We start from the raw sequence: 17,360 nt of genomic DNA, 5'->3' as shown, positions 1-17,360 counted from the left end.
GAAGATCTCCGGTCTCGCACGTCATAACTTCGCCCTTTCAATGGGTTAATCAGCTGGAACTCTAGAGTTTAATTGTAACAGACAGACTACGGCCATAGAAAATACGCGCCAGCTTCCGGCCCTTTGCCTCTTTGCGGAAGAAAGAGGCAAAGGGCGAACTCAAGCGTATCCCTACGGAATTTATGGTCATTTTTGATCTGGCAGGGGAATGAACTCTTCGTCATCACCGGGCGGCAGGTGAAAGCGGGGATTGGTGGCGAAATCGCCCGCGGCCCAGGCCTGTTTTGCCTCTTCGATTTTCTCTTTTGAGGAGGCAACAAAGTTCCACCAGATGTGGCGTGGTCCGCCCATGGTTTCCCCGCCCAGCGCCATCAGCCGCGCGCCCTGCGGGCCTGCCGTCACCGTGATCGCATCGCCGGGGCGGAACACCATCATCTGGCCTGCCTCGAAGGTCTGACCTGCAATTTCAATGGCGCCCTGAGTCACATAAAGCCCCCGGTCCTCGTGGTTGTCCGGCATCGGCAGTTTCGCCCCCGCCTTCAGAATGACATCCGCATAAAAGGTTTCAGACAGCATCGACACGGGCGCGCGTTCGCCCCAGGCGTTGCCAAGGATCAGGCGGACCTCTTTGCCTTCGCCTTCCAGAAACGGCAGGGCCTCGCGGCCGTGATGTTCAAAGATGGGATCCATGTCTTCTTTGTTCTCCGGCAGGGCAATCCAGGTCTGAATACCAAAGAGGCTGTTTTTGCCGGAGTTGCGGGTGTCTTCGCTGGTGCGCTCGGAATGGGTGACGCCCTTGCCTGCGACCATCCAGTTGACCTCACCGGGGTAGATCATCTGATGGGTGCCCAAACTGTCGCGGTGCTCGAATTCGCCCTTGTACAGATAGGTCACGGTGCCAAGACCAATATGCGGATGCGGGCGCACGTCAATGCCGCCGCCGGTGATGAATTCTGCCGGGCCCATCTGATCAAAGAAGATGAAAGGCCCCACCATCTGACGACGGGGCGCTGGCAGGGCGCGGCGGACCTCGAACCCGCCGAGGTCGCGGGCGCGCGGGATGATCACGGTTTCAATAGCGTCCAGATCCCCGGCGGCGGGGCATTGTGGGTCAAGCGTTGGGTTCCAGCTCATCTTCGGCCTCCTTTGCGTGCTGTTGCCCTTCAAACTAGGGGGCGACCCGCCGGGTGACAGCTCTGTGTTTGTGCACATTGCCCCTGCGCATCACCACAAGAGCAGCTTTACCGCCAGGGCCAGCATCACCACGCCAATCAGCGCGTCCAGCACCTGCCACGCGCGCGGGCGGGCAAAGACCGGCGCCAAGAGCCGTGCGCCAAAGCCAAGGCTGAAGAAAAACACAAAGGCCGCACTGACTGCGCCGACCCCAAAGGCATGAGGGTTGGGGTATTGCGACGACAGCGTCCCCAACAGCACCACTGTGTCGAGGTAGACATGCGGGTTGAGCCAGGTGAAGGCCAGACAGGTCAACAGAACCGGCAACAGGCGGGATGGACCGGTATCGGGGGCCGCTTCCATCGCGGCGCCGCCCGTCCACGCCGCTCGCAGCGACCGCAGCCCGTACCAGATCAGAAACAGCGATCCGCCAATCCGCATGGCCGGTTCGAACCACGGCAAGGCCGCCGCAATGGTGCCCATGCCAAGGACACCCCCCGTGACCAGAAGCGCCTCTGACACCGCGCAGGTCAGCACCACCGCCAGAACATGTTCGCCCTTGATCCCCTGCCGCAGGACAAAAGCGTTTTGCGCCCCAATGGCGAGGATCAGGGTGAAGCCAAGGGTAAAACCGGCAAACAGGCTTGGCGATATCAGCGAGGTCATGAGGGGCGTCCTTTGTGGTTGCCTTTTGACTAAAGTGCCCGCGCGGATTACTCAAATTAAGAAACCTAACCTCGATTAAGGGCAGCTAATGCAACTGGACCCCAATCATCTGGCCGCGCTATCTGCCGTCCTGCGGCTTGGATCCTTTGATGCGGCGGCGCAGGCGCTGTTTGTGACGCCTTCGGCAATATCGCAGCGGATCAAAGCGTTAGAGGAACAAGTTGGCGCGGCGCTGGTGCAGCGCGGCCAGCCCTGTACCGGCACGGATATGGGGCTGCGCATGGCCAAACATGCCGAAGATCTGGGCCTGTTGGAAGCTGCCCTGCTGCAAGACATTGGCATGGCCCGCGCCGACCCGCCGCCTCGCTTGCGGGTCGCGGTCAATGCCGACAGTCTGGCCACTTGGTTTGTGTCGGCCATGGCCCGCGCGGACGGCGTGCTGTTTGATCTGGTGGTCGACGATCAGGACCACAGCGCCGACTGGTTGAAACGGGGCGAGGTGTCGGCTGCGGTGACGGCACTTACCGCCCCTGTCCGCGGCTGCGATATGCATGTGCTGGGCGCACTGGAGTACCGTGCCACCGCCAGCCCGGCCTTTGTGGCGCAGTGGTTTCCGGATGGGGTCACCGCAGAGGCGATCGCGCGCGCACCTTGCCTGACCTATAACGCCAAGGACCAGCTGCAACGGCGCTGGATCCGCAGCCAACTGGGGCCCTGCCCCGAACCACCCCAGCATTTCCTGCCGTCGACCACCGCCTTTGTGGAGGCGGCGGAACTGGGGGTTGGCTGGGGGTTGAACCCGGCGCATTTGGTCGCGCAAGCGGTGGCAGAGGGGCGGCTGGTTGAACTGCTGCCCGATGCGGGGTTTCGGACACCGCTGAGCTGGCAGGTGAGCCGGCTTCTTGGCGCGGCCCTTGCGCCGGTGACGCGCGCTGTGGTCAAGTCTGGTCGACGGAACCTCATTCAGACCTAAGGGGAAAGACATATGTTTTCGCGGGATAAAATGACCTATGATGCGCTGCCCCTGCCCGACCGGTTTGACTATGACGACCCAGAGATGTGCGCCCGCGCAGAGGCGTTTCTGGCGCATATGCAAAAGCGCCACTCGATCCGTGCGTTTTCCGACCGGCCTGTGCCCAAAGCGGTGATTGAGGCCGCCATTCGCACCGCAGGCAGCGCGCCGTCGGGGGCCAATCACCAGCCGTGGTTCTTTGCCGCGATTTCCAATCCAGCCCTCAAGGCACAGATCCGCACGGAGGCCGAGGAAGAGGAAAAGAAATTCTACAGCGGCGGCGCGCCGGATGCGTGGATCAAAGCGCTGGAACCCATTGGCACAGATGCCGACAAGCCGCATCTGACCGTTGCGCCCTGGCTGATCGTGGTCTTTGCCCAGCGCTGGGGCACGTTCGAGGATGGCACGCGGTACAAGAACTACTATGTGCCGGAAAGCGTCAATATCGCCACGGGTTTCCTGCTGGCCAGCCTGCATATGGCGGGGCTGTCGACGCTGACCCATACGCCAAACCCGATGAAGTTCCTGAATGCAGCACTGGGCCGCCCGGACAGTGAAAAACCGTCAATGATTATTGCGGTGGGCCATCCGGCAAAGGACGCAACGGTGCCTGCAGTGGCCAAGATGAAAAAGCCGCTGGAGGGGATTTCGGCGTTTTTTGACTAAGGCGCCCTAGGCGACAAAGCCCTTGAGCTCTTCCTGAAGCGCCTGCACCGATTTGGCAGACGTCTGGCTCAGCGAGCGGATTTCATTGGCAAGGATGGCAAAGCCACGGCCCTGATCCCCGGCCCGGCTGGCCTCGATCGAGGCATTGACCGAAATCATGAAGACCGCCTGCGAAATCTGCGCAATCTCGGCCACGGTTTCCTGAATGACCTGCCGGGACTGCCCCATGCGGGCACGGTCGTCTTCCAAGAGCTGCTCCAGATCCTTGGAGATGCCGTCAACCATCTGGTTGAGGGTGGCTAGCAAAGGGCCGGCCACAAAATCTGCAAGGCTGCCCAGCTGGGTGTAGCGCACCTCTGCCGCTTGGCCCTCCACCGTGCGGGCAGCGGCGAGAAATTTGTCCAATTGCGGGCCCTGCGCGTCAATCAGACGCCCCAGTTCCGGCATTTTACCGGACCGGCCAAAGCGATGCAGGCTTTGGGCGACGGTTTCAAATTCCTGCAGGGCGGCGTGGAAAGCCGACCAGTCCAGCGCGGTTGCCGCCGCGCCTTGGGTGCTGTTCAAGAGCGCCACCATCACCGCGCGGTGCGACAGCATCCGCATCTTGCCGCATTGATTGATCAGGAGGCTTAGCTCTGCTTCGGAGGGGTGATCGCTGGCGGTGCATTTGGGAGTCAATGTATCCGCGCGTTGCATGAGGGTGCCTCTGATTGTTTGCCGCCCTCATTGCGGCAAGGGGGCGTCAACAAAGCGTTTAAATTTCAAAACCCCACATCCGCAAAACCCGTGCCTGTCAAAATTCAGGCAACCGGGTTGAAATCCCGCATAAAAAATGGGCCACCCCGTGGGGCAGCCCAAATCAATTTCCCAAAAGCACAGCGCGCTTAGAGCTGCGCCATGACCTCGTCAGAGGCTTCAAAGTTGGTGGTCACACGCTGTACGTCGTCGTCGTCTTCCAGCGCATCCACCAGCTTCATCAGCTTCTGCATGTCCTCAAGACCCAGCTCGGTGGTGGTGGTCGGCTTCCAGATCAGCTTGGTGGACTCTGTCTCGCCCAATTCGGCTTCGAGCGCGGTGGAGACATCGTTCAGATCGGTGTCTGCGCAGTAGATGATGTGACCCTCTTCAGAGCTTTCCACATCTTCAGCGCCGGCCTCGATTGCCGCCATCATCACGGTGTCGGCATCGCCCACGGACGCGGGGTAAGTGACCTCGCCCTTGCGTTCGAACATGAAGCCAACCGAGCCGGTTTCACCGAGGTTGCCGCCGTTCTTGGAGAAGGTGGAGCGCACGGTGGAGGCGGTGCGGTTTTTGTTGTCAGTCATGGTTTCCACGATGACCGCGACGCCATTTGGGCCGTAGCCTTCGTAGCGGATCTCGTCATAGCTTTCGGCGTCGCCACCGATAGCCTTTTTGATCGCGCGTTCAATCACGTCCTTCGGGCAGGACTGGGATTTGGCTTCTTTGACTGCCAGACGCAGGCGCGGGTTTTTCTCGGGGTCTGGGTCGCCCATTTTGGCGGCCACGGTGATTTCCTTGGCCAGTTTAGAGAAAAGTTTGGAGCGAGCAGCATCCTGGCGACCTTTGCGGTGCTGGATGTTGGCCCATTTGGAATGGCCTGCCATGGTTCATCCTTGGGTTTGGGTGTTTGCGTCTAATTCTGGCGCTCATATAGCCTGTGGCGGGGCGGGCTTTCAAGCCGCCCTTTCAAGCGGCCTGCATCAACGGCCCCGCCTGAACCGCAGCGACAGCGCTTTTCTCGGGGCTTGGGAGCCTCCGGCGGGGATATTTGGAAAAAGATGAAACGGGCCCGGGGAGGCTGCGGGGCCGCCCCGGGGGGGCTGCGGGGGGCTGCGGGGCGGGCCGTATAGATTGGGTTATGTGGGGGCTGAGGGGAAGCAATCCCGAAACTCCCCCTAACTGCCTCTTGTGATCGTGCGATTGCCCCCTAAACATGGGGGGATGACCTATGATCAGATCCTGCTGTTTGCGCTTTTCGCCGTTGTCTTTGTCCTGCTGCTGTGGGGGCGGTGGCGCTATGATCTTGTGGCCTTTGGCGCGTTGATGGGGGGCGTGGTGCTGGGCGTGGTGCCGACAAAAGAGGCCTTTGCGGGTTTTGGTCACCCGGCGACGCTGGTGGTGGCCCTGGTGCTGATTGTGTCGGCAGGGCTGGTGCGGTCGGGCGCGGTGTTTCTGATCACGCGCACGCTGGTCAATGCCGGTCGCCCCCTTGGTGGCCATATTGCCCTGATGGGCGGTGTGGGCGCGGTGCTGTCGGCCTTTATGAACAATGTCGCGGCCCTGGCGTTGCTGATGCCGGTGGATATTCAGACCGCGCGCAAAGCGGGGCGTGCGCCGGGGCTGTCGCTGATGCCCTTGTCCTTTGCGACCATTCTGGGCGGCATGGTGACGCTGATTGGGACGCCGCCAAACATCATTATTGCCGCCATTCGCGAAGACAGCTTTGGCGAGAGCTTTCAGATGTTTGACTTTGCCCCGGTGGGGCTGACGGCGGCGGCGGCGGGGCTTTTGTTTGTCGCCTTCTTTGGCTGGCGGCTGATCCCGGACCGGTCCGGCGCGGCGGGCAATAGCGAGGGGCAGCTGTCCCCCTATATCGCAGAGCTGACCGTGCCCGAAGGCAGCGCGCTGATCGACAAACGTCTTGGCACGCTGGAACCTGAGGCCGAAAAGGCCGATGTGGCGATCCTGGGCCTGATCCGCAACGGTCAGCGGCGCTGGGGCCGTGCGCGCGGGGCGATCCTGCAGGCGGGGGATACGCTGGTGATTGAGGCCCGCCCCGAAGCGCTGGACGAGTTTCGCACTGCGCTGTCTCTGGATTTTTCGGATGCGGCGCGGCAGGAGAAGCTGACCGCGGCTGGCGACGGGCTGGAGCTCGTGGAGGTTGTGGTCACCGATCACGCCCGGATCGCAGGTCGCACGGCGCAAAGCGTGGGCCTTGCCTGGCGGCAGTCCACTGTCCTGCTGGGCGTTGCCCGCCAAGGCGAGCGGATCACCAAACATATCCGCCAGACCGAGGTCCGCCCCGGTGATATTCTGCTGCTGCTGGCCCCGCGTGAGCGTGGCGCGGAGGTGTCCGAATGGCTGGGCTGTCTGCCGCTGGCGGAACGCGGGTTGAGCGTCACGGCCAATGATAAAACCTGGTGGGCCATTGGCCTGTTTGCGGCGGCCGTCCTGGCGGCCTCGCTTGGGGTTGTCTACCTACCCGTGGCGCTGGGTCTGGTGGCCGTGGGATATGTGCTGTTGAAGATCCTGCCGGTGGCGGAAATCTATGACCATGTGGAATGGCCGGTGGTGGTGCTTTTGGGGTCGATGATCCCGCTGGGCGCGGCGCTGGAGACCTCGGGCGGGACCGAAATTCTGGCAAGTGGGTTGATCACATTGACAGATGGCATGCCAGCCTGGGCGATCCTGACCGTGCTGATGGTGGTGACCATGACGCTGTCGGATGTGCTGAACAACACCGCCACAGCCATTGTTGCCGCGCCTGTGGGCATTGCCATGGCCGAAGCCCTGGGCGTGTCGGCAGACCCGTTTCTGATGGCGGTGGCGGTTGCAGCTTCGGCTGCGTTCCTGACGCCCATTGGCCATAAGAACAATACGCTTGTGCTGGGCCCCGGCGGGTACCGGTTTGGCGATTACTGGCGCATGGGGCTGCCGCTGGAGATCCTTGTGGTGGCCGTGTCGATCCCTGCGATCCTGACCTTCTGGCCCCTTTGAGTATGCCTGTGACTTGGCCCGTCATTCGGGTGGTGATTTCTGCAGTTTTGCCGCAGCGACCCCGCGTTTAGATTGCAAGGCTGATGCCCCGTCCCTAGGGTCAGAGAGCGACGACAAGGGACATCGGGACATGACAGCGGCTCAGGACAACAGCGGCGACGTGATTGTGGTGGGGGCAGGCCTTGCGGGCCTTGTCTGCGCCACCGAACTGGCCGCGCGCGGCAAACGTGTGCTTCTGCTGGATCAGGAAAGCGAGGCCTTCCTGGGCGGTCAGGCCCATTGGTCCCTGGGTGGGCTGTTCATGGTCGACACCCCCGAACAGCGCCGCCTTGGCATTCGTGACAGTCTGGATCTGGCAACCCATGACTGGATGGACACCGCCCAGTTTGACGGCCCTCGGGACGAACCGCAACGCGCCGCCGCCCGCGCCTATCTTGACTTTGCCGCCGGAGAGATGCGCCCCTGGCTGCACGGGCTGGGGCTGCGCTGGTTCCCGGCTGTGGGCTGGGCTGAACGCGGCGATGGCCGGGCTGCGGGCCATGGCAATTCGGTGCCGCGCATGCATCTGACCTGGGGCACCGGCCCCGGCGTTCTGGCCCCGTTCCTGACCCGTCTTCAGGCCGCCCGCGCGGTAGGCCAGATCCAGCTGCACTGCCGCCATCAGGTCAGCCATATTATTGTTCAGGGCGGCGCGGTCAAAGGTGTCTCGGGCGAAGTGCTGGCCGAAGACCCCGCCCCGCGCGGTGCCAAGACCAGCCGTCACGAGGTCGGTGAATTTGAGCTTTATGCGCCTTCGGTCGTTGTGGCCTCGGGCGGGTTTGGCAGCAGCCCCGACATGGTGCGCCAGCATTGGCCCGAAGGCCGACTTGGCCCCTGCCCCGACGCGCTGCTGACCGGCGTGCCCTTCCATGTGGACGGGCGGATGCTGAAGGTGGCGCAGGCGGCGGGGGGGCAGCTCGTCGGGGCAGACCGGATGTGGCACTACCCGGATGGCATCAAAAACCCCGACGGCGTCTGGCCAAACGAAGGGCTGAAGCTGATTTCCGGGCCGTCACCCATGTGGTTTGACGCCTATGGGGACCGCCTGCCCGCGCCCTGCTGGCCGGGCTTTGACACCTCTGCCGCGCTCGAGGCGGTGCTGGCCAGCGGTCAAGCTTACAGCTGGCTGGTGATGAGCCGAAAGATCTTTGACAAGGAAATCGCCCTTTCAGGCGCCGTGCAGAACCCCGACCTGACAACAGGCACATGGGGCGCGGTACTGAAGGGGCGCTTTGCGGGCGGCGACAGCGGCGCCACGCGGCTGGCCGCGCTGCGCAAGAAAAGCCCCGATTTCATTGAGGCAGAGACCCTCGCCGCGCTGGTGGAGGGGATGAACCGTGTGGGCGCTGTGCCCGTGGACGAAGCCCGCATGCGCCGCCAGATCGAAGCCCGCGACGCCCAATGTGACAATGGCTTTGGCAAGGATGCGCAGATCCAGGCGATCTGGGCTGCGCGCGGATATCTTGGCGACCGGCTGCTGCGCGTGGCCAAACCGCATCGCATGTTTGACCGGCAGAACGGCCCGCTGGTGGCGGTGCGCCTCAGCGCAATGACCCGCAAATCTCTGGGCGGGCTGGTGGCAGGTCCCGAAGGGCAGATGCTGGGCGCTGATGGCGCGCCAGTGCCGGGGCTCTTTGCCATCGGAGAAGCCGCAGGATTTGGCGGCGGCGGTCACCACGGCAAAGCGGCGCTGGAGGGCACCTTCCTTGGCGGTTGCCTGTTTACGGGGCTGATGGCGGGCCGGTCCGCATTGCTCGCCTGACCCGAAACAGGCCGTTGCCTTGCGCCCGCGGCGGATCACGCCTGCGCCTGCGGCGGGCGGGGAGGCTCCCGCCAAGTGATCCCTCATCAAAGATGATGTCCACCTGTTGGGCCAGGCACGGCCCCTGCGGGCCCGTGCGGTTGCGCCCTCTCAGAGCAGTTCCGACGTTTGACCGGCTGCGCCCTGCGGCCGCGCAGCTTTTGCTGCGTGGCAGGCTCAGATCCGGCAGGATCTGAGCCATATGCTCTGCGCGACAGCGCGGTCAATCACAGCGGCCAGAAAAACGGGATCAGTATGGATGCAAGCAGGCCAACCGACAGGTTGAGCGGGATGCCAACGCGCAGGAAATCCGAGAACTTATACCCGCCCGGACCATAGACCAACATATTGGTCTGATAGCCAATAGGCGTTGCAAAAGACGCCGAAGCCGCCACCATCACCGCCACCACCAGGGGCCGCGGATCCACGCCCATCGCCTGCGCCAGCCCCACCGCAATGGGGGTGACCACCACCGCCACCGCATTGTTGGAAACCAGCTCGGTCAGGACCGAGGTCAGCAGATAGACCGCCCAGACCAAAAGGAACGGCGGCAACATTGACAGACCCGGCGCCACGGCGTCCACGATCAGCTCTACCGCGCCGGCACTGTCCAGCGCAGCCCCAATGGCCAGCATCGAAAAGATCAGCGCCAGCAAGCGCCCATCCACAAAGGAAAACGCCTCATCCGCATCAATGCAGCGGGTCGCCAGCACAAAACCCACCGCCAGAACCGACAGCATCAGGATCGGGGCCAGCCCAAAAGCCGCCCCAATCACCAGCCCGATCAGCGCAATAATTGCCAACGGCGCATGGCTGCGACGGAACGCGCGCTGGGTGGTCTGCGACACCTCGGCCATATCCATATCCGCTGCCAACCGCTGAATATCACCCGGCGCCCCTTCCAAGAGCAGCGTATCGCCGACGCGCACCACCAGATCCTCGAGCTGTACGCCAATGTTCTGATTGCGGCGATGCACCGCCAGCACATAGACACCATAGCGCCGCCGCAGGCGCATACCGCCCAGCGCCCGGCCCACCAGACGGCAGCCGGGGGTGATCAGCACCTCAACGGTTTTGGTCTCCACCGCCGAGACCTGATCTACGCGCTTCAGTTCCTTATTGCGCTGCAGGCCCAGAAGCTCTGTCATTTTGGTGCGCAGAACCACGCGGTCACCCACCTGCAGCTCGACCCCTTTCAGATTGCGGCGCAGGGAGACATCCCCGCGGATCACGTCGATCAGCCGCACGCCGGGGCGCTTGAACAACTGCACGCCGGTGACTTCGCGGCCAATCAGGTTGCTGTCCGGCGGGATCACCGCTTCGGTGAAAAATTTCATGCTGGAGCGATCCGACAGCAGCGATGCCATGCTATCGCGATCCGGCAGCAGGCGCGGCGCAATGAACCTCAGGTAGACCATGCCCCAGGCCACAAGGATCAGACCCAGCGGCGTGACCTCGAAAATCGAAAACGGCGCCAGACCTTCGGCGCGGGCCACACCATCCACAAGCAGGTTGGTTGAGGTCCCAATCAACGTCAGCGTACCGCCAAGGATTGCGGCATAAGACAGCGGGATCAACAGCTTGGAGGCCGACACCCCAAGCGTCCGCGCGATTTGGACAAAGACCGGGATCATCACCACCACAACAGGCGTGTTCGACACCACAGCCGAGGCCAGCACCACAAAGCCCATCAGCAGGGCCACGGCCAATTTCGGGCGCACTTCGGCCTGGGTTTTGGCCGTGGCGGTAAAGGCCTCGAGCGCGCCGGTGCGCACCAAGGCCCCCATGATCAGGAACATGGCCGCAATGGTCCAGGGCGCGGGGTTCGAGAGCACCGCAAGCGCGGCCTCATAAGGCAGAACGCCCGTCACCAACATGGCACAGACCCCACAGAGCGCCACCACCTCGGTTGGGTAGGCTTCGCGCAGAAACGCAAGGAACATGGCCAGCACAATGGCAATCGCCACAAAGGCACTGCCGGTCGAGCCGTAGGCTTGTGCGCCAAAATCAAAGATTTGCATCAGAAGTGGTCTTTGCCCGCTAGGAATGACGGACCAAGTACAGCCCGGCCCGCCGCACAGTTTCGCTGATCCCTGCAGGCGGGGCAAGCGCTGAGGTCTTTGCAACTACGGAAAAGGCAAGCTTGTTCGCCTCTTGGCGTTTGCGGCAGCATAGTTTCCCGCCGATGCGGATTGTATTGCGGATGGAGCGCGGGCTTCAGTCTAGGCTGCAGTGCAGGCTTACTGGAGGGATTGCCCGAAGCCGCGCCGAACCGCAGGTTCGGCGCCCGGCCAACGGGACAGGCGGGAGCGCCCCGCTCTTGCTGGGCGCCGCCGCAGATTGGGCCGTAGATTTGACCCCTGGATTGGACCGTGGATTAGTCTGCAGGACCTGCCTGCTGCAGGCGGCCGCCTTGGCGCACCATTTCCACACGGGTTGCAGCACCCGTGCGGTCGTCGGTTTCCACATAGACGCCCGAGAGGGTTGCGGGACCATTGGCAGGCGTGAAGCGCCCTTTGGGCATGCCGGTCAGGAAGCGGCGCATGGGTTCGGCCTTGTCCATGCCAATGACGGAATCATAGTCGCCACACATGCCTGCATCGGTCAGATAGGCTGTGCCGCCTTCGAGGATCTGCGCATCGCCTGTGGGAATATGGGTGTGGGTGCCCACCACCAAGGACGCCTTGCCATTGCAGAAATGGCCCATGGCCATCTTCTCGGAGGTGGCTTCGCAGTGCATGTCCACGATGATGGCCTGTGCCAGACCGCCACGGGGATGTTTCTGCAGCACGGCTTCGACCGCGCCAAAGGGGTCGTCAAACGCGCGTTTCATGAACACCTGCCCCAGCGCCTGCACCACCAGAACCTTTTTGCCGCCGCGTGTGTTGAACAGGCGGTAGCCTTTGCCCGGGGCGTTTTTGGCAAAGTTCAGCGGGCGGATAATGCGGCTGTCGCTTTCGATATGCTGCAGCATGTCTTTCTGATCGAAAGCATGGTCGCCCAGCGTGACGCAATCCGCGCCCGCGTCAAACAGAACTTTTGCGTGATCGCCCGACAGCCCCATGCCATTGGAGGCATTTTCGCCATTGATCACAACAAAATCGAGCCGCCATTCGTCACGCAGACGCGGCAGATGTTCGGTGACAGCCGCACGCCCCGCGCGCCCCATCACATCGCCCAAGAATAGAATTCGCATGGCGCTGTCCTAGGGGGGTGAAGCCTGAAAAGCAAGGTGGGACGTTGCGGGGATGTGGATTAGGGGGCTTTGCCCCCTCGGGGCGCAAGGCCCCTCACCCCCAGAGTATTTTTGGCCAAAAGAAAGCGCGGCCTCAGAATTCGAGGATAGCTGTTTCTGTGACTATCATATCAAGCGGCTGGTCAGTGGGTTCGAGCGGCAGGACCCCGGCCTCTTGCGCGCCAAAGGCAAAGCCAATGGCCATGGTGGAGCGTTTGCTGCGCAGAAGTTCGAGCGTGCGGTCATAAAATCCACCGCCATAGCCGAGACGATTGCCCTGCCGATCAAAGCTTACCAGCGGCACGATCAGGATTTCGGGTTCGAAATAATCGTCCACCTCGGGCACTTTGGCCCCAAAAGGGCCATCGCGCAGCAGGCCATCCGGGGTCCAGCGGCTGAACTTCAGCGGCTGGCCTGCGCCCTGGATCACCGGCACACCAACGGGGCCATGAGCGGCGGCTTCAGACATTACGGGCAGCGGGTCGATTTCGGTGCGGATCGGCATATAGCCCGCCAGCGGCACGCCGCGGTAGCCTGCGAGCACCTCGGCCAGATGGCCCGAGGCACCGGGGCGCTGGCTGTCGAAGGCCTGTTTGCGGCGGGCAAAGGCGGCCTTGCGCGCGGCGGCTTTGAGTTCGGTCAATGCGTCATGGCCCAATTGGGTTTCAACGGTTGCCATGGCAGGTCTCCTTTGCGCAGGCGTTAGATCAGGAATGCGGCGGCAAGGCCGAGGAAGGCAAAGAAACCAACCACATCGGTCACGGTGGTCACAAAAGCGCCAGAGGCCAGCGCCGGGTCGACGCCGGTGCGATCGAGAATAACCGGAATGGCAATTCCGGCGAGCCCGGCAACGACCAGGTTGATCACCATTGCGGCAGCGATCACCAGCCCAAGCGACAGGCTGCCAAACCAGAACACGCCCACCGCGCCCATAATGACGGCAAAGATCAGACCGTTGACCAGCCCCACAAGAACCTCGCGCCGGATCACCCGCCAGAGGTTGGCGCCGGTGAGGTCGCGGGTGGCCAGCGCGCGCACCGCCACGGTCAGCGACTGGGTGCCCGCATTGCCGCCCATGGAGGCGACAATTGGCATCAGGGCCGCAAGCGCCACAAAGGCGGCAATGGTGTCCTCGAACAGGGAGATCACCAGCGCAGCCAGGATCGCGGTGACAAGGTTCACCGCCAGCCAGGGAAACCGCTGTTTGGTGGTTTCCGTCACACGGTCCGACAGGCTGCCTTCGCCCACGCCCGCCAGCCGCAGAATGTCTTCTTCGTGTTCTTCGTCCAGAACCACCATGGCGTCATCAATCGTAATGACCCCGACCAGACGGCCGTCCTCATCCACCACGGGCGCGGAAATCAAGTGATACTGATTGAAGGCATAGGCCACGTCTTCTTCGTCCTGATCGGCAGGAATGGCCTGAAAGGTTTCTTCGGTAATATCGGCCAGCGCCACATCGCGTTTTGCCGCCATGATCCGCCCCAGCGTGACATTGCCCACGGGTTTCATTCGCGGATCCACCAGCACGACGTGATAGAACTGTTCCGGCAGCTCATCCGCGGATCGCATATGGTCAATGGCCGCCCCCACCGTCCAGTGTTCGGGGGCCATGACCACTTCGCGCTGCATCAATCGGCCAGCCGAGTTTTCAGGGTAGCTCAGCGATTGTTCCACCGCGACCCGGTCGGCGTCTTCCAGCACCTCCAGAATGGCGGCCTGATCAGAGGCCGTGAGATCCTCGACCAGATCAACCACGTCGTCGCTGTCGAGGTCGCGCACCGCTTCGGCCAGAACCGCTGGGTTCAGGATCTGCATCACCTCTTCGCGGATCGATTCATCCAGCTCCGAGAGGATTTCACCGTCAAATTCGCGGTCATACAGACGGATCAGCCGCCCGCGGTCATAGGCGTTGATCTGTTCCAGAAGGTCGGCAATGTCGGCCGCATGCAGCGGCTCCATCAGGTCGAGCAGCGTTGCCCGGTCGCGGCGCTCTACGGCAAAAAGAATAGCAGCAACACGTTTGCGGTCCAGATCATAGGCGTCGTCCTGACGCTCTTCCGCTTGCGTGATGTCGCTTTCTTTCATGCGCTGCCCTTCCCGTTTCTTGCCCCCTTCATAGGGGAAAGCGGCGCGCAAAAACAATGCCCGTGCATGAATTCCGTCGTTGATTTACCCTGTTTTCAAGAGAAGCTATGCTGGACGCGGAATTTTCCAACAGGAGCAAGAGTTTCATGGATCAGGTAACCGTTTTGTGCGGCCGGGTGCTGAGCTTTGCGCACACCCCCTTTGAGACAGAGACACCCGAGGGCGCGGTGCGCGAATATGGGGCCGTGGCGGTGCACAACGGCCAGATCGCAGCCCTGGGCGACCGCGACCGCCTGCGCGCCATCTACCCTGCCGCCGATCTGGTGGATCACGGGGACCGCGTCATCCTGCCGGGATTTGTCGATGCCCATGTGCATTATCCGCAGACGGGGATTATTGCCAGTTGGGGAAAGCGGCTGATTGACTGGCTCAACACCTACACCTTCCCCGAAGAGATGCGCTTTGGGGACCCGGCCTATGCGGATGAGGTGGCAAACCGCTATCTGGATCTGACCACGGCCCATGGCACCACCACAGTGGCAAGCTACTGCACCATCCACCCCGAAAGCGTGGATGCGCTGTTTGCGGCAGCAAAGGCGCGCGGTCAGCGGGTGCTGGCGGGCAAGACCTGCATGGACCGCAATGCCCCCGAAGGCCTGCGCGACACGCCGCAATCAGCCTATGATCAAAGTGCGGATCTGATCGCGCGCTGGCACGGGGTGGACCGCCTCACTTACGTGATCACACCGCGGTTTTCGCCAACCTCAACCCCCGAACAGCTGGACGCCCTGGGCGCGCTTTGGGCCAAACACCCCGGCTGCCTGATGCAAACCCATCTGAGCGAACAGACGGACGAGATCGAATGGGTGCGCGCCCTGTTTCCAAAGGCAAGCGACTACCTGGATACCTACGAGGAACATGGCCTCCTGGGCAAAGGCGCGGTCTTTGGTCATGCCATCCACCTGGAGCCCCGCGAAGAGGCCCGCCTGCGCGAAGTAGATGCGAGCCTTGTGCACTGCCCCACATCCAATAGCTTCATCGGCTCGGGCCTGTTTGAAATGCGCGCCCTCATGAACGCAGGCCACCGCATTGGTCTGGCCACCGACACCGGCGGCGGATCCAGTTTCTCCATGCTGCGCACAATGGCCGCAGCTTACGAGGTCGCGCAGTTGCGCGGATCCCCCTTACACGCGGCCGAGCTTCTCTGGCTCGCCACCCAAGGCTCTGCCCGCGCGCTGCATATTGATGACAAGGTTGGCAATATTGCGGTGGGCATGGAGGCTGATCTGGTCGTGCTGGACCTGGCCTCCACCCCGGCCATTGCCCAGCGCAGCAGCCGCGCCGGGGACCTGTGGGAGGCGATTTTCCCCACCCTGATGATGGGGGATGACCGCGCCATTGCCGAGGTCCGGATCGCGGGCCGCAAAGCGCTCTAAGTTTCTTTTGGCCCAAAATACTCCGGAGCGCGAGGCAGAGCCTCGCAAAACTGGGTCGCGCGAGGCAGAGCCTCCCCAAAATGGGTCGCGCGAGACAGCGCCTCGCTCCCCGCGCAGTTCAGGCGCCGCGCAGCAATTCCAGCGCAGCAGCGTGGAGTTCGGGATTGGCCGCCGCCAAAGCGCGCCCCCCCTCATGCGCGGGCCCGCCGTCCCAATCGGTCACAATCCCGCCGGCGGCTTCAATAACCGCGATAGGCGCCTGAATATCATAAGAATTCAAACCCGCCTCGATCACCAGATCGACCGTGCCAACCGCCACCAGACCATAGGCATAGCAATCCATACCATAGCGCGTCAGCTTGACCTGATCGCGCACTTTTTCAAACCCGGCCCGGTCGCCAGACGTGCCCACTTCGGGGAAAGTGGTGAACAGGATCGCATCCGCAAGCAGCGTGTCTTTGCGGGTCGACAGCGGGCGGGTGCCATGTGGGCTGACCAGCTGCGCATGGGCGCCGGTGCCTTCAAAGCGTTCGCCGGTATAGGGCTGGTCGATCACGCCCAGAATGGGACCCTTGGCATCCGACAGCGCAATCAGCACCCCCCAGGTAGGCGTGCCGGAAATAAACCCGCGGGTGCCATCAATCGGATCCAGCACCCAGGTGCGCCCCGATGTGCCCTTTTTGTGGCCGTGTTCTTCCCCCAAAATCGCATCCTGCGGGCGCAGCTCTTCCAGCAGCATGCGCATGGCGGTTTCGGCATCGCGGTCGGCAATGGTCACGGGATCAAAACCACCGTCGAGCTTGTTTTCAGCCGCCATCGCGGTATTGCGGAAATGCGGCAGGATCACTTCGCGTGCCGCATCCGCCAATCTGCGGGCCACCTCGAGATCGGTGAGTTCCATCTGTCTTCCTCGCCTCTGGCCAAAGTCCCCTTGCGGGTGCCATGTGCGTGCCATGTGCGGGCGCAGCAATCAAGGTTACATTCCCGGTTTTGCTCCCTGCCCGGCGGCAAAAGCCAAAAAACTGCAACTCAGACGGAAAAAGGCAGCGCCAAAGCGCTGCCCTTTTGAAAAACGAGTGGTGTAGGTGCGATCAGGCCACGTCGGACAGCACGCGCGCCAGTTCGAACAGGCGGCGACGCTGGTTTTCCGGGATGGCGTAATAAGAACGCACCAGATCCAGTGCTTCCTTGTCGCCCATCAGATCGTCCGGCACACGGGTCTTTTCGACCGCTTTGCCGTCTTCATGCAGACCTTCAAAGAAGAAGCTGACGTCAACGCCAAGGGCGTCGGAGATGTCCCAAAGACGAGACGCGCTGACGCGGTTTGCGCCGGTCTCATACTTTTGGATCTGTTGGAACTTGATCCCAACCTTTTCTGCCAGCTGCTGCTGCGTCATACCAATCAACCAACGACGGTGACGTATACGCTTGCCCACATGAACATCGACAGGATGTGCCATATTATACCTTTCTCCACGACTGGTTCCCTGTTTCCTGCCCGTCGTT

At 62.4% G+C, this 17,360-nt stretch carries 15 protein-coding genes; 5 read left to right on the top strand and 10 right to left on the bottom strand.

Annotation, left to right across the window (positions count from 1 at the left end; genetic code table 11):
- Positions 1-186: 186 nt before the first annotated feature.
- Positions 187-1,134 (bottom strand): pirin family protein, encoded by a 948-nt coding sequence (locus TRM7557_RS15950; RefSeq protein WP_058291222.1) that lies wholly within the window; start codon positions 1,132-1,134, stop codon positions 187-189.
- 90 nt (positions 1,135-1,224) lie between these two features.
- Positions 1,225-1,839 (bottom strand): LysE/ArgO family amino acid transporter, encoded by a 615-nt coding sequence (locus TRM7557_RS15945; RefSeq protein WP_235811497.1) that lies wholly within the window; start codon positions 1,837-1,839, stop codon positions 1,225-1,227.
- 88 nt (positions 1,840-1,927) lie between these two features.
- On the opposite strand from TRM7557_RS15945, the gene TRM7557_RS15940 reads away from it, so the two are divergent.
- Both TRM7557_RS15940 and TRM7557_RS15935 read left to right on the top strand, forming a co-directional pair.
- On the top strand, positions 1,928-2,812 hold the full coding sequence (locus tag TRM7557_RS15940) for a LysR family transcriptional regulator ArgP (RefSeq protein ID WP_058291221.1): 885 nt from the start codon (positions 1,928-1,930) through the stop codon (positions 2,810-2,812).
- A gap of 12 nt (positions 2,813-2,824) precedes the next feature.
- Positions 2,825-3,517, top strand: a complete 693-nt coding sequence (locus TRM7557_RS15935; RefSeq protein WP_058291220.1) for a nitroreductase family protein — start codon at positions 2,825-2,827, stop codon at positions 3,515-3,517.
- Positions 3,518-3,523: 6 nt separating this feature from the next.
- On the opposite strand, the gene TRM7557_RS15930 is transcribed toward TRM7557_RS15935, so the two are convergent.
- The gene (locus tag TRM7557_RS15930; RefSeq protein ID WP_058291219.1) at positions 3,524-4,213 is read right to left on the bottom strand and encodes a methyl-accepting chemotaxis protein; all 690 of its coding nucleotides are present in this window, start codon (positions 4,211-4,213) and stop codon (positions 3,524-3,526) included.
- A 188-nt stretch (positions 4,214-4,401) separates the two neighbouring features.
- Positions 4,402-5,142, bottom strand: coding sequence for a YebC/PmpR family DNA-binding transcriptional regulator (locus TRM7557_RS15925; RefSeq protein WP_058291218.1), 741 nt, complete (start codon positions 5,140-5,142; stop codon positions 4,402-4,404).
- A gap of 337 nt (positions 5,143-5,479) precedes the next feature.
- Here TRM7557_RS15925 and TRM7557_RS15920 point away from each other — a divergent pair, with 337 nt between their 5' ends.
- Entirely contained in the window at positions 5,480-7,255 is a 1,776-nt protein-coding gene (locus tag TRM7557_RS15920) for an SLC13 family permease (RefSeq protein WP_058291217.1), read from the top strand.
- A gap of 130 nt (positions 7,256-7,385) precedes the next feature.
- On the top strand, positions 7,386-9,056 hold the full coding sequence (locus TRM7557_RS15915; protein WP_058291216.1) for an FAD-binding dehydrogenase: 1,671 nt from the start codon (positions 7,386-7,388) through the stop codon (positions 9,054-9,056).
- A 266-nt stretch (positions 9,057-9,322) separates the two neighbouring features.
- On the opposite strand, the gene TRM7557_RS15910 is transcribed toward TRM7557_RS15915, so the two are convergent.
- The 4 genes from TRM7557_RS15910 to mgtE form a co-directional block, all read right to left on the bottom strand.
- Positions 9,323-11,116, bottom strand: a complete 1,794-nt coding sequence (locus TRM7557_RS15910) for an SLC13 family permease (RefSeq protein ID WP_058291215.1) — start codon at positions 11,114-11,116, stop codon at positions 9,323-9,325.
- Between the two features lie 356 nt (positions 11,117-11,472).
- Positions 11,473-12,291, bottom strand: coding sequence for a TIGR00282 family metallophosphoesterase (locus TRM7557_RS15905; protein WP_058291214.1), 819 nt, complete (start codon positions 12,289-12,291; stop codon positions 11,473-11,475).
- Between the two features lie 133 nt (positions 12,292-12,424).
- Positions 12,425-13,009, bottom strand: coding sequence for a 5-formyltetrahydrofolate cyclo-ligase (locus TRM7557_RS15900; protein WP_058291213.1), 585 nt, complete (start codon positions 13,007-13,009; stop codon positions 12,425-12,427).
- 23 nt (positions 13,010-13,032) lie between these two features.
- A complete protein-coding gene (gene mgtE / locus TRM7557_RS15895; RefSeq protein WP_058291609.1) occupies positions 13,033-14,418 on the bottom strand; it encodes a magnesium transporter in 1,386 nt (461 codons plus the stop codon).
- Between the two features lie 146 nt (positions 14,419-14,564).
- Between mgtE and guaD the strand changes: the two genes are divergently transcribed.
- Entirely contained in the window at positions 14,565-15,854 is a 1,290-nt protein-coding gene (gene guaD / locus TRM7557_RS15890; protein ID WP_058291212.1) for a guanine deaminase, read from the top strand.
- 118 nt (positions 15,855-15,972) lie between these two features.
- On the opposite strand, the gene hisN is transcribed toward guaD, so the two are convergent.
- Positions 15,973-16,755, bottom strand: a complete 783-nt coding sequence (gene hisN / locus TRM7557_RS15885) for a histidinol-phosphatase (RefSeq protein WP_058291211.1) — start codon at positions 16,753-16,755, stop codon at positions 15,973-15,975.
- A 190-nt stretch (positions 16,756-16,945) separates the two neighbouring features.
- Entirely contained in the window at positions 16,946-17,314 is a 369-nt protein-coding gene (locus TRM7557_RS15880; RefSeq protein ID WP_058291210.1) for a helix-turn-helix domain-containing protein, read from the bottom strand.
- Positions 17,315-17,360 lie beyond the last annotated feature (46 nt).

Source organism: Tritonibacter multivorans (genome assembly GCF_001458415.1).
GTDB lineage: Bacteria > Pseudomonadota > Alphaproteobacteria > Rhodobacterales > Rhodobacteraceae > Epibacterium > Epibacterium multivorans.
This window is presented reverse-complemented; position numbering and strand designations above follow the sequence as displayed.

Excerpts from the sequence above, each read along its gene's own strand:
- TRM7557_RS15880 (WP_058291210.1), bottom strand. The coding sequence starts at position 17,314 with ATGGCACATCCTGTCGATGTTCATGTGGGCAAGCGTATACGTCACCGT.
- TRM7557_RS15915 (WP_058291216.1), top strand. The coding sequence starts at position 7,386 with ATGACAGCGGCTCAGGACAACAGCGGCGACGTGATTGTGGTGGGGGCA.
- TRM7557_RS15920 (WP_058291217.1), top strand. The coding sequence starts at position 5,480 with ATGACCTATGATCAGATCCTGCTGTTTGCGCTTTTCGCCGTTGTCTTT.
- TRM7557_RS15930 (WP_058291219.1), bottom strand. The coding sequence starts at position 4,213 with ATGCAACGCGCGGATACATTGACTCCCAAATGCACCGCCAGCGATCAC.
- TRM7557_RS15900 (WP_058291213.1), bottom strand. The coding sequence starts at position 13,009 with ATGGCAACCGTTGAAACCCAATTGGGCCATGACGCATTGACCGAACTC.
- TRM7557_RS15940 (WP_058291221.1), top strand. The coding sequence starts at position 1,928 with ATGCAACTGGACCCCAATCATCTGGCCGCGCTATCTGCCGTCCTGCGG.
- TRM7557_RS15905 (WP_058291214.1), bottom strand. The coding sequence starts at position 12,291 with ATGCGAATTCTATTCTTGGGCGATGTGATGGGGCGCGCGGGGCGTGCG.
- TRM7557_RS15945 (WP_235811497.1), bottom strand. The coding sequence starts at position 1,839 with ATGACCTCGCTGATATCGCCAAGCCTGTTTGCCGGTTTTACCCTTGGC.
- TRM7557_RS15910 (WP_058291215.1), bottom strand. The coding sequence starts at position 11,116 with ATGCAAATCTTTGATTTTGGCGCACAAGCCTACGGCTCGACCGGCAGT.
- TRM7557_RS15925 (WP_058291218.1), bottom strand. The coding sequence starts at position 5,142 with ATGGCAGGCCATTCCAAATGGGCCAACATCCAGCACCGCAAAGGTCGC.
- guaD (WP_058291212.1), top strand. The coding sequence starts at position 14,565 with ATGGATCAGGTAACCGTTTTGTGCGGCCGGGTGCTGAGCTTTGCGCAC.
- TRM7557_RS15950 (WP_058291222.1), bottom strand. The coding sequence starts at position 1,134 with ATGAGCTGGAACCCAACGCTTGACCCACAATGCCCCGCCGCCGGGGAT.
- TRM7557_RS15935 (WP_058291220.1), top strand. The coding sequence starts at position 2,825 with ATGTTTTCGCGGGATAAAATGACCTATGATGCGCTGCCCCTGCCCGAC.
- mgtE (WP_058291609.1), bottom strand. The coding sequence starts at position 14,418 with ATGAAAGAAAGCGACATCACGCAAGCGGAAGAGCGTCAGGACGACGCC.
- hisN (WP_058291211.1), bottom strand. The coding sequence starts at position 16,755 with ATGGAACTCACCGATCTCGAGGTGGCCCGCAGATTGGCGGATGCGGCA.